The organism is Streptomyces sp. NPDC029139, from assembly GCF_055564335.1.
Genome location: NZ_JBVHWN010000012.1, coordinates 18424 through 30266, shown reverse-complemented (window position 1 = coordinate 30266; position 11843 = coordinate 18424). Strand labels below are relative to the sequence as shown.

The 11843-nt window shown below is 73.7% G+C and carries 8 protein-coding genes; 7 read left to right on the top strand and 1 reads right to left on the bottom strand.

Going from position 1 to position 11843, the window contains the following annotated elements; all coding sequences use genetic code 11:
• Positions 1–62 precede the first annotated feature (62 nt).
• From ACZ4VW_RS24350 to ACZ4VW_RS24320, 7 genes are all read left to right on the top strand, one after another.
• Positions 63–326 (top strand): YlxR family protein, encoded by a 264-nt coding sequence (locus ACZ4VW_RS24350; RefSeq protein ID WP_467965799.1) that lies wholly within the window; start codon positions 63–65, stop codon positions 324–326.
• A 147-nt stretch (positions 327–473) separates the two neighbouring features.
• The gene (infB, locus tag ACZ4VW_RS24345; protein WP_467965797.1) at positions 474–3575 is read left to right on the top strand and encodes a translation initiation factor IF-2; all 3102 of its coding nucleotides are present in this window, start codon (positions 474–476) and stop codon (positions 3573–3575) included.
• Between the two features lie 147 nt (positions 3576–3722).
• Complete coding sequence (locus tag ACZ4VW_RS24340; protein WP_355116172.1) at positions 3723–4016, top strand: DUF503 domain-containing protein; 294 nt, start codon at positions 3723–3725, stop codon at positions 4014–4016.
• A gap of 29 nt (positions 4017–4045) precedes the next feature.
• Entirely contained in the window at positions 4046–4498 is a 453-nt protein-coding gene (gene rbfA / locus ACZ4VW_RS24335; protein ID WP_467965795.1) for a 30S ribosome-binding factor RbfA, read from the top strand.
• Positions 4495–5394, top strand: a complete 900-nt coding sequence (truB, locus tag ACZ4VW_RS24330) for a tRNA pseudouridine(55) synthase TruB (protein WP_467965793.1) — start codon at positions 4495–4497, stop codon at positions 5392–5394. Before rbfA ends, truB begins: the two co-directional genes overlap by 4 nt.
• Positions 5395–5680: 286 nt before the next feature.
• A complete protein-coding gene (locus ACZ4VW_RS24325) occupies positions 5681–9367 on the top strand; it encodes a serine protease (RefSeq protein WP_467965791.1) in 3687 nt (1228 codons plus the stop codon).
• A gap of 31 nt (positions 9368–9398) precedes the next feature.
• A complete protein-coding gene (locus ACZ4VW_RS24320; RefSeq protein WP_467965789.1) occupies positions 9399–10355 on the top strand; it encodes a bifunctional riboflavin kinase/FAD synthetase in 957 nt (318 codons plus the stop codon).
• Positions 10356–10468: 113 nt separating this feature from the next.
• Here ACZ4VW_RS24320 and ACZ4VW_RS24315 read toward each other — a convergent pair whose 3' ends face one another.
• The gene (locus ACZ4VW_RS24315) at positions 10469–11689 is read right to left on the bottom strand and encodes a cytochrome P450 (RefSeq protein ID WP_467965786.1); all 1221 of its coding nucleotides are present in this window, start codon (positions 11687–11689) and stop codon (positions 10469–10471) included.
• Between the last annotated feature and the right edge of the window lie 154 nt (positions 11690–11843).

Genomic DNA, 11843 nt, shown 5'->3' with positions numbered 1-11843 from the left:
CAAACGACCGTTCGATTTTTGCCCCGCACGGGTGAGGTCGTTACGGGGAGGTAGACTTAACCGTGTCTGGCCGGACGCAAGCCCGAGCGTGCCCTGAGCGAACCTGTGTGGGATGCCGGGAGCGAGCGGCCAAGAGCGATCTGCTGCGCATCGTGGCGGTCGAGGGCGAATGCGTCCCCGATCCTCGCGGTACGCTGCCCGGCCGGGGTGCGTATCTGCACCCCGCCTCGGTCTGTCTCGACCTGGCGGTCCGCCGCCGGGCGTTCCCGAGGGCCTTCAGGGTCCAGGGGTCGCTGGAAACGGCGGCAGTGCGCCAGATCTTGTAAGAAGAAGTACGGCACGGAACACCGTGCGGTCAGGTACCTCGCGAGTTGGAAGTAGGTCGAGATTGCGATGAGCACTCGATGAGTACGCGATGAGTACGCCCATGAAGTAGCGACGGTCCGGCGGTAACCGGACCTAAAAGGAGCGAAGTGGCTAAGGTCCGGGTATACGAACTCGCCAAGGAGTTCGGTGTGGAGAGCAAGGTCGTCATGGCCAAGCTCCAAGAACTCGGTGAATTCGTCCGTTCGGCGTCCTCGACGATCGAGGCGCCGGTCGTGCGCAAGTTGACTGATGCACTGCAGGGGCCCGGCGGCAACGCCGGCAAGTCCGCTGCCAAGCCGGGCGCGCCTCGCAAGGCCGCCCCCTCGAAGCCCTCAGCGCCCTCCCCGGCCGCCGGGGCACGTCCCGCTGCCCCGAAGCCCGGCGCCCCGGCTCCTAAGCCGGCCCCCGCCGCGCCCGCGGCGCCGGCCCCGGTCACTCCGGCCGCCCCGGCGAGCAGCACCCCTTCTCCGGCTCCGGCCGCCTCGGGCCCCCGCCCGGGCCCGAAGCCCGCGCCCAAGCCGGTCACCCCGGCTCCCGCCGCCCCCGAGTTCACCGCACCTCCGTCGGCCCCGGCCGCCGGTCCGCGTGCCGGTGGCGGTGCCCAGGGTCCGCGTCCCACCGGCGAGCGTCCCGCCCGTCCGGGTCAGGGCGCGCCGCGTCCGCAGGGCCAGGGTGCCCCGCGCCCCCAGGGCCAGGGCGCCCCGCGTCCCGGTGGCGCACGTCCGGCGGGTCCCCGTCCGGGCAACAACCCCTTCACCTCGGGTGGCTCCACCGGAATGGCGCGCCCGCAGGCGCCCCGTCCGGGTGGCGGCGCTCCCCGTCCCGGCGGCGCCGGTGCCGTTCCGGGCGCCCCGCGTCCGCAGGGTGGCCCCGGTGGCGCCCCGCGTCCGCAGGGTCAGGGCGGCGCGCGTCCCACCCCCGGTGGCATGCCTCGTCCGCAGGCTCCCCGTCCGGGCGGCGCGCCCGGCGGTAACCGTCCGAACCCGGGCATGATGCCGCAGCGTCCCGCTGCCGGCCCGCGTCCCGGTGGTGGCCCCGGCGGCCGTGGCCCCGGTGGCCCCGGTGGTCGTCCGGCAGGCGGCGGCGGTCGTCCCGGCGGCGGCGGCTTCGCCGGCCGTCCGGCCGGTCCCGGCGGTGGCGGCGGCGGCTTCGCCGGTCGTCCCGGTGGTCCCGGTGGTGGCGGCGGCGGTCGTCCGGGTGGTCCCGGCGGCGGTGGCGGCGGCTTCGGCGGTCGTCCCGGTGGCTTCGGTGGCCGTCCCGGCGGTCCGGGTGGCCGTGGTGGCACGCAGGGCGCCTTCGGTCGTCCCGGCGGTCCCGCGCGTCGTGGTCGCAAGTCGAAGCGGCAGAGGCGCCAGGAGTACGAGGCCATGCAGGCCCCGTCGGTCGGCGGTGTGATGCTGCCTCGCGGCAACGGTGAGACCATTCGCCTGTCGCGCGGTGCGTCCCTCACCGACTTCGCCGAGAAGATCGGCGCCAACCCGGCGTCGCTCGTCGCGGTGATGATGAACCTCGGCGAGATGGTCACGGCCACGCAGTCCGTCTCCGACGACACGCTGACGATGCTCGGCGAGGAGATGAACTACACGGTTCAGATCGTCTCCCCGGAGGAGGAGGACCGCGAGCTTCTCGAGTCCTTCGACATCGAGTTCGGCGAGGACGAGGGCGGCGAAGAGGCTCTGGTCTCCCGTCCGCCGGTCGTCACCGTCATGGGTCACGTCGACCACGGCAAGACCCGACTTCTCGACGCGATCCGCAAGACGAATGTCGTCGCGGGCGAGGCCGGTGGCATCACCCAGCACATCGGTGCCTACCAGGTGGGCACCGAGGTCAACGGCGAAGAGCGTCGCATCACCTTCATCGACACCCCGGGTCACGAGGCGTTCACCGCCATGCGTGCCCGTGGTGCGAAGTCGACCGACATCGCGATCCTCGTGGTCGCGGCCAACGACGGCGTCATGCCGCAGACGATCGAGGCGCTGAACCACGCCAAGGCCGCCGGCGTCCCGATCGTCGTCGCGGTCAACAAGATCGACGTCGAGGGTGCCGACCCGACCAAGGTCCGCGGTCAGCTGACCGAGTTCGGTCTGGTGGCCGAGGAGTACGGCGGCGACACGATGTTCGTCGACATCTCCGCCAAGCAGGGTCTGCACATCGACTCCCTGCTGGAGGCCGTCGTCCTCACCGCCGACGCCTCGCTCGACCTGCGGGCCAACCCGAACCAGGACGCGCAGGGTATTGCGATCGAGTCCCACCTCGACCGCGGTCGCGGTGCCGTCTCGACCGTCCTGGTCCAGCGCGGAACGCTGCGCATCGGCGACACCGTGGTGGTCGGCGACGCGTACGGCCGCGTCCGGGCGATGCTCGACGACAAGGGCAACAACGTCGAGGAGGCGACCCCGTCGACTCCCGTCCTGGTGCTCGGTCTCACCAACGTGCCGGGTGCCGGCGACAACCTCCTGGTCGTCGACGAGGACCGTACGGCCCGTCAGATCGCCGAGAAGCGCGCGGCGCGTGAGCGCAACGCCGCCTTCGCCAAGCGCGTTCGCCGGGTGTCCCTCGAGGACCTCGACAAGGTGCTCAAGGCCGGTCTGGTCCAGGAACTCAACCTCATCATCAAGGGCGACGCGTCCGGTGCGGTCGAGGCTCTCGAGGCCTCGCTGCTCCAGCTCGACGTCGGTGAAGAGGTCGACATCCGGGTCCTGCACCGCGGTGTGGGTGCGGTCACCGAGTCCGACATCGACCTGGCGATGGGCTCCGACGCCATCGTCATCGGCTACAACGTCCGTGCGGCCGGCCGTGCCGCGCAGATGGCGGAGCGCGAGGGCGTCGACGTCCGGTACTACTCGGTGATCTACCAGGCCATCGAGGAGATCGAGGCGGCCCTGAAGGGTCTCCTCAAGCCGGAGTACGAAGAGGTCGAGCTCGGCACGGCGGAGATCCGCGAGGTCTTCCGCTCGTCCAAGCTGGGCAACATCGCCGGTGTCCTCATCCGCTCCGGCGAGGTCAGGCGCAACACCAAGGCGCGTCTGGTCCGCGACGGCAAGGTCATCGCCGAGGACCTCACGATCCACGGTCTGCGCCGCTTCAAGGACGACGTCACCGAGATCCGCGAAGGCTTCGAGGGTGGTATCAACCTCGGAAACTTCAACGACATCAAGATCGACGACGTCATCGCGACGTACGAGATGCGCGAGAAGCCGCGCGCCTGATCGCGTCCGATCGCAGCGTTGAGTCGGGGCCGGTCGGCGGAAGTTATTCCGTCGATCGGCCCCGGCCGTTGCGTGTACGGTTCTGGTGTCCCTGCCAAGCCCTTGGCGGGGCCACTGACCCCGAACCGGCGGGACATCCGGACATCCATGTATGTGGGGACTCTGTCCTTCGATCTGCTCCTCGGCGACGTCCATTCGCTGAAGGAGAAACGCTCCGTCGTCCGGCCCATCGTCGCCGAGCTCCAGCGCAAGTTCTCCGTGAGCGCGGCCGAGGTGGGCGACCAGGACCTCCATCGCAGAGCCCGGCTAGGGGTGACGCTGGTGTCCGGGGACCCGGGGTTCGTGTCGGACGTGCTCGACCGCTGTGAACGGCTGGTCGCCGCGCGGCCCGAAGTGGAACTGCTGTCAGTGCGACGCAGGCTCCACACTGATGAAGACTGATTGAGCAAGGCAAAGAAGGAGAAGGACCAGTGGCCGACAACGCGCGGGCGAAGAAGCTGGCGGACCTCATCCGGGAGGTGGTCGCCGAGAAGCTGCAGCGCGGCATCAAGGACCCGCGCCTGGGTACGCACGTGACCATCACGGACACCCGCGTCACCGGGGACCTGCGGGAGGCCACGGTCTTCTACACGGTCTACGGCGACGACGAGGACCGGGCCAGCGCCGCGGCGGGCCTGGAGAGCGCCAAGGGCGTGCTGCGCTCCGCGGTGGGCCGGGCGGCGGGGACCAAGTTCACGCCGACCCTGACCTTCGTCGCGGACGCCCTCCCGGAGAACGCCAAGACCATCGAGGACCTTCTCGACAAGGCCCGGGCCTCCGACGCCCAGGTGCGCGAGGTGTCCTCGGGCGCGAAGTACGCCGGCGAGGCCGACCCGTACCGCAAGCCCGGTGACGAGGACGAAGAGGGCACCACCGCCGAATGAGCACCGCAGGGAAGACGCCCGACGGCCTTGTCATCGTCGACAAGCCGTCGGGCTTCACTTCGCACGACGTCGTGGCCAAGATGCGCGGGATCGCCAAGACCCGCAGGGTCGGCCACGCCGGCACGCTCGACCCCATGGCCACCGGCGTCCTCGTCCTGGGCGTGGAGCGGGCGACCAAGCTCCTCGGCCACCTCGCGCTGACCGAGAAGGAGTACCTCGGCACCATCCGCCTCGGCCAGACGACGATCACCGACGACGCCGAGGGCGAGATCACCGCCTCCGTGGACGCCTCCAAGGTGACCCGCGAGGGCATCGACGCGGGCGTGGCGGAGCTGACCGGCGCCATCATGCAGGTGCCGTCGAAGGTCTCCGCCATCAAGATCGACGGCAAGCGGTCGTACGCGCGCGTGCGCGGCGGCGAGGAGTTCGAGATCCCGGCCCGGCCGGTCACGGTCTCGTCCTTCCAGGTGTACGACGTCCGGGAAGCGGTCGCCGAGGACGGTACGGCTGTCGTCGACCTCGTCGTCTCGGTCGTCTGCTCCTCCGGTACGTACATCCGGGCCCTCGCCCGCGACCTCGGCGCCGGACTCGGCGTGGGCGGTCATCTGACCGCGCTGCGCCGGACCCGGGTCGGCCCGTACAAGCTGGACTCGGCCAGGACCCTGGACCAGCTCCAGGAGGACCTGACGGTCATGCCGGTCGCCGACGCGGCCACGGCGGCGTTCCCCCGCTGGGAGGTCGACGAGAAGCGTGCCCGGCTGCTCCTGAACGGCGTCCGCCTGGAGATGCCGTCGTACCCCGCCGGTCCTGTGGCCGTCTTCGCGCCGGACGGGCGTCTGCTGGCGCTCGTGGAGGACCAGAAGGGCAAGGCCAAGAGCCTGGCCGTCTTCGGCTGAGCCGCCCTGCTCATGGTGGAGGGGGGGGGGGGGGGGGGCCCCCCCCCCCCCCCCCCCCCCCCCCCCCCCCCCCCCCCCCCCCCCCTCCCCCCCCCCCCCCCCCACCCCCCCCCCCCCCCCCCCCCCCCCCCCCCCCCCCACGATCCCCCTCCGGGAACTGTCTATCCACTCCGATCCGCTCCTTCACCCCTTTGGGCAGGCGCTCGGAGTGAATGGGGGAGTGCCGGGGGGCGCGTTCGTCCGGCGCGCTTCTCGGAGTGATCACCGGCGACCTACCGTCGACGGCATGGGACGCGGGGACCTGGCGACGCTGGTACGGATCTGCGATCCGGCGGGCCGGCCGCGCGGGACGGGTTTCCTCGCCGACGACCGGGGGACCGTCGTCACCAGCCACGAGGCGGTGGACGGGCTCGTACGGATCGAGCTGCACGCGCCCGGCGAGCGGATGTTCCTCGCCGAGGCCGATGCCATCACGGCGCTGCCCGAGGCCGGTCTCGCGCTCGTACGCACCGAGGGCCTCGGGCTCCGCCCGCTGCCGGTCTCGGCCCGGACGGAGATCGAGGCAGGGACCTACGTACGGATCGCCGCCCACGGCTGGCGTGAGGCGCGGGTCCTGGGCGGCGCCTCCGTCACGTACACCGCCTCCGACCGCTGCCACGCCCTCGGCCACGCCGTGGAGCTGGCCATCGGCACCGAGGGCGCGGAGGCCCTGCGCCGCGGCGGGCAAGCCGCGGGCGGACCCGTCGTGGATCCGGCGACCGGCGCCGTGGTCGCCGTCCTCGGCACCGCGCTGCACGGCGACCACCGCGACGCCGCCGGATACGCCCTCTCCCTCGCGGCCGTGGAGCCGCTGGCGGCCCTGCTGCGACGCAACGGCGCCACCGCGCCCTGCTACGGCAGCGACCTCAACCTGGCGGGCGTCCTGGAGCTCACCGCCACCTCCACCGGCTCCGCCGGCGGCCCCGGGGCGTGGGCCGAGCCCGTCCGACGGGCGGACTGCCGCCGGGAGTTCGCCGCCTTCGCGACGGGAGAGGCGGTGGTCCTCGCGCTCGTCGGCACCCCCGGCACCGGCCGCACCACCGCGCTCGCCGCCCACTGTGCCGACCGTGCCCGGGGCGCCGAGCCCGCCCCCACCGTCTGGCTGCGCGGCGCCGACCTGGACGCGGGGGACACCTCGGTCGCCGCAGCCGTGGCCCGCGTCCTGCGCCAGGCGGGCCGGATCGTGGCGGCCACCGGCGCGCGCGGTGACGCCACCGCCGCCACCCCGGAACGGGCCGCCGCCCTCGCGCGGGAGGCGGGCCGCCCCCTGCTGCTGATCCTCGACGGACCGGAGGAGATGCCCCCGGAGCTGGCTCACCGGCTCGACGTGTGGACGGCGGGCACCCAGACCTGGCTGCGCACCCACGGGGTCCGTCTCATGCTCGGCTGCCGCCCCGAGCACTGGGAGCAGGCGAGCGCGCTGTACGGCCCGGGGGCGGCCACCGCCGTGCGGCTCGGGGACCTCACCGAGGACGAGGCCGCGCTCGCGCGGGCGCGGTACGGGCTGCGCGGCGCCGACCTCGGGGCCGACGACGCCCGGCACCCGCTCGCGCTCCGGCTGCTCGCCGAGGTGTGCGAGGCGCTGCCCGGCGGGGTGCCCGGACGGCCCGGGCGGGAGGAGATCTTCGGCGCCTACCTGGATCTGATGTGCCTGCGGATCGCGGTACGGATCGCCGCCGGATCCCGCCCCCTCCCGCGCGGCACCGCGGTCCGGCGGCTCGCGGCGCGCGTCGCCGGCCAGGTCCACGAGGCCGCCCGCCGATGTCTCGGACCCGGACAGGGGGAGCTGGACCGGGCGTCCTTCGAGGAGATCTTCCCGTGGCGGACCGGCTGGGCCTCCGCCGTCCTCACCGAGGGCCTCGTCGTCCCCGCCGGATCCGGATACCGCTTCGGTCACGAGGAACTGGCCGACTGGATCCAGGGCGCGCACCTCGACGTCGACGGCGCCCTGCACGCGCTCGTCCACCGCTGGCACGAGGGCGCCCCCGTCCGGCTCCCGTCCCGCCCGGACGCCTCCCGCCCGGACGCCTCCCGCGCTGACGTCTCCCGCGCTGACGTCTCCCGCGCTGACGCCTTCCGCGCCGGGGCCTCGCACGCCCTGCCGGCCGGCGGACACGGCACGGACGGCACGGCCGTGGAGCCCGCGCCTTCGCTCCCGGTGCCCCGTCACCGGATCGGCCCCGTCGTCCAGGCCCTGCTCCTTCTGGACCGCGAGCAGGGCCCCGTCGCGCTCGGGCGGCGGCTCACGGCACTCTCCGACGCCCTCGGCCGGCTCTCCGACACGGGCGGCGAGGCCACCGACGCCGCCTGGTGGGGCTCCCGGCTCCTGGCCCAGACACTGCCGCGCCTCCCGGACCTCAAGCCGTACCTCCCGGTCCTCCGCCACCTCGCCGACCACATCGGCGCCGCCCCGTTCCGGCGACCCGCCCCGTCGGACCCCCTTCCGCTGCCCGCCCAGCGGGCCGCCGCCGGGAGCGCGGGCCCCGGGGCGGTTCCCGGACGGCAGGCCGCGTGCGCGGGCCGGGGGGCCCTTCCCACCCCCGTCCCCCCGCGGCTCGGCGCCTTCACGATCTTCGGGCCCGCCTTCTGGGAGGCCCTGCGGATCGGGGAGGACGAGCGGATGGACCTGCTGCGACGCCTCGTACCCGCCGACGCCGCGCCCGGGACCGACGCGACACCCCGGTTCCTCGACGCGGTCGCCGCCCGGCTGGTCGCCGAGCCCCGTGGCGTACAACCGCTGCTGTGCCGCTGGTTCGGCGACGGACGGCCGCTGGCCGCTGCCCCGCACGCCACCGTCGCCACCGCCGCGCAGGCGCTGCTCCACACCCACCGGAACCTGGCCGTCGACGACCTCTGCGAGGCACTCGTCGCCACCGCCCATCCGCTCGCCGACGGGCTGCTCGCCGCCCTCGCCGAGGAGGAGCCCCCCGCCCTGTGCCGGGCCGTCGACCGCTGGGCGCACGACGACGGACGGCCGGGACGGCGGGCCGCGGCCGCCGCGTACGGGTGCCTCGTCGCCGAGCACGCCACGACCGGGCCCGACCGCGAACTCCTGCGCTACACGGCCCTCGCCCTGCTCGCCCGCCCCGGCGACGCGGCCCTGCACGGCCGCGCCCTCGGCCTCCTCGTCCGCGACCCGCACACCCGCGCCCGCCACCTGCCCCGGGCCCTGACCGACCCGCGGGTCCCCGCGAGCGCGCTCGCCGCCGCGCTCACCACCCACCCCGAGCCGGTCCTCGCCGCCTTCCAGGCCCGGCTGCGCGGGCCGGGGGAGACCGCGGGCGAAGCGCTCCGGGCACTCGCCGAGATCACCACGCCCGCCCTGGCCCGCCGGGCCGCCGCCCTCGTCCGCGAGTACGCCGACGACCGGCCCTCCGACCCCGCCGCGGCCGAGCACGTCGCCGCCTTCGTCGACCGCCGCCTCGAACACGGCCCGGCGGCCCGGGCGATCCTCCATCCGCTCGTCACCGGCCTGCTCCGGAGCCGGTCCGTGCGGATCCGCGCCGCCCTCGCGCCCGTACTCGCCGCACCCGGCACCGGCGCCTCCCGCCTCCTGCGGACCGAACTCCTCGACGTACTCCTCGACCACGAGCGGTACGAGTCCCGGGACCTGGCCGTCCTCGACACCCTGCTGCGCGCCGCCGCCCTCGGCTGCGAGCGGCGCTCCGACGTCCGCACCCGCGACCTCGTGCACCGCGCCGGCCTGCTCCTGGTCCGCACCCCCGAGGGCGCCACCTGCCTCGACCGGCGGCTCGTCGAGCTCGCCCGCGAAGTCCCCGCGTTCGCCGCCCGCCTGGCCGACTGGCTGACGGATGCCCCGGACGAATGGGCCACCGTCGTCGGTCCGAGCACTCTCCGTACGCTTCTGCGTATGGGCAGTTCCATGCCGATGCGAGGCGACGGCCGTGGGCATGGCAGTCTTAGACCTGCGTAATCGGCGAACAGGCGGACGAGGAGCGGTCACAGTGCAGCGCTGGCGTGGCTTGGAGGACATCCCCCAGGACTGGGGGCGCAGCGTCGTCACCATCGGCAGCTACGACGGTGTGCACCGCGGGCACCAGCTGATCATCGGGCGGGCGGTGGAGCGCGCCCGTGAGCTGGGCGTCCCCTCGGTCGTCGTCACCTTCGACCCCCACCCCTCCGAGGTCGTGCGGCCCGGCAGCCACCCGCCCCTGCTCGCCCCGCACCACCGGCGCGCCGAGCTGATGGCCGAACTGGGCGTGGACGCGGTGCTGGTCCTCCCGTTCACGGCCGAGTTCTCGCAGCTCTCGCCGGCGGACTTCATCGTGAAGGTCCTCGTCGACAAGCTGCACGCGAAGGCCGTCATCGAGGGTCCCAACTTCCGCTTCGGGCACCGGGCCGCAGGCAACGTCGCCTTCCTGACCGAGCTCGGCGCCACCTACGACTACGAGGTCGAGGTCGTCGACCTCTATGTGAGCGGCACGGCGGGCGGCGGGGAACCGTTCTCCTCCACGCTCACCCGCCGACTGGTCGCCGAGGGCGACATCGAGGGCGCGGCCGAGATCCTCGGCCGTCCGCACCGCGTCGAGGGCATCGTCGTCCGAGGCGCCCAGCGCGGCCGCGAGCTCGGCTTCCCGACCGCCAACGTCGAGACCCTGCCGCACACCGCCATCCCGGCCGACGGCGTGTACGCCGGCTGGCTCACGGCCGCGGGGGAGCGGATGCCGGCCGCGATCTCGGTCGGCACCAACCCCCAGTTCGACGGCACCGAGCGGACCGTCGAGGCGTACGCCATCGACCGCGAGGGACTCGACCTGTACGGCCTGCACGTGGCCGTCGACTTCCTCGCGTACGTCCGCGGGATGCTGAAGTTCGACACCCTGGACGACCTGCTGGTGGCGATGGCGGCGGACGTGAAGCGCTGCCGCGAGCTGACCGAGGCGTACGACCGGAAGAGCTGACCGGCCGGACCGACCGGTGGAACCGGCCGGACCGACCGGTGGAACCGGCCGGACCGACCGGTGGAACCGGCCGGACCGACCGGTGGAGCCGGCGTGACGAGCCGGCCGGCCCGTCACCAGGTGACGATCAGTTCCTTCGGGCCGCGGATCAGGCCCTTGGACTGGAACACGGTCTCCTCGGGCGGGCCCGCGAGGCGCAGCTCCGGGTAGCGCCGCAGGAGGGTGGAGAGCATCACCTCGGACTCCATCCGGGTCAGCATCGCGCCCATGCAATGGTGCGGCCCGTGCCCGAAGGACACATGGCCGGTGCCCTCCCGGTCGAAGTCGACCGTGTGCGGATCCTCGAAGACCGACGGATCGCGGTTGGCGGCGAGGTACGACGCGTAGACGGCTTCACCCGCCCGGATCAACACCCCGCCGACCTCCACGTCCTCGGTGGCGATCCGCGGCAGCCCCACGCCGTTGCGGTGCGGGATCCAGCGCAGCAGCTCGTCCACCGCCTGGGGCAGCAGCTCCGGCTCCGCCCGCAGCCGGGCCATCAGATCGGGCCGCGTCAGCAGCAGGTACACCATGTTGGCGCTGTTGTTCCGGACCGCGTGCGCACCGCTGATCAGGATCGCCATGGCCAGCGAGACGGCCTCGTCGACGCTGATCCGGCCCTCGGCCAGGGACTGCGCGAGCTCACCGGCCAGATCGTCCTGCGGCTCGGCGCGCCGCCGGTCGAGCAGCCGGGTGATGTAGCCGTGGATCTGGGCCTTGGCCGCCCTGCTGCTCTCCGGACCGGGTCCCGAGGACAGGATCAGATCGGGCCAGGACGCCAGCTCCGCCCGGTCCTCCTCGGGGATCCCGAGCAGGTCGCAGACCACCGACATCGGCAGCGGACCGTGCAGGTGCCTCATCAGATCGGCGGGCCGGCCCGCCCGCTCCATCGCGTCGAGCAGCCGGTCCGTGCTCGCCTGCGCCATCGGGCGCAGCCGCTTGGCGTTCTGCCCGGTGAACGTCTTGGTCACGGCCTTGCGCAGCTGGGTGTGGTACGGCGGATCGGCGTAGTTCAGGGCCGCCTTCGAGGCGACCATGTGACCCGTCATCCCGGTCACCATGCGGTCGAGCAGGGCCGTTCGGCTGAAGCGCGGATCGGAGGTCACCTTACGGACGTCCTCGTACCGCGTGACCAGCCACGCCTCGTTCTCGGCGGCGAACGGCAGGCGGACGCGGGCCACGGGCTCCTCGTGGAGCAGCTCGATGAGCAGGGGGTCGAAGTCCAGCGCGGGGAGGTCGTCGACCGCCCAGGTGCGGACCGGGCGGGGCCCGGCGGCCGTCGGTCCGGGGGGCATCGAGGGAATCGTCCCGGAGGGTGGCTCAGCGGTCGTCTCAGCGGTCGTCTCGGAGGTCATGAGGAGGCTGTTCCCGGCCGGAGGCGGCGCCGACACGCCGGGTGGCGACTGCCCCCTGAACGGAGGACGGCGCCGCCCAGGCGCCGGTCACCCT

Bases quoted from the DNA above. Each gene is read 5' to 3' on its own strand.
- ACZ4VW_RS24315 (WP_467965786.1), bottom strand. From the start codon at position 11,689: ATGCCCCCCGGACCGACGGCCGCCGGGCCCCGCCCGGTCCGCACCTGG.
- ACZ4VW_RS24325 (WP_467965791.1), top strand. From the start codon at position 5,681: ATGGGACGCGGGGACCTGGCGACGCTGGTACGGATCTGCGATCCGGCG.
- ACZ4VW_RS24340 (WP_355116172.1), top strand. From the start codon at position 3,723: ATGTATGTGGGGACTCTGTCCTTCGATCTGCTCCTCGGCGACGTCCAT.
- truB (WP_467965793.1), top strand. From the start codon at position 4,495: ATGAGCACCGCAGGGAAGACGCCCGACGGCCTTGTCATCGTCGACAAG.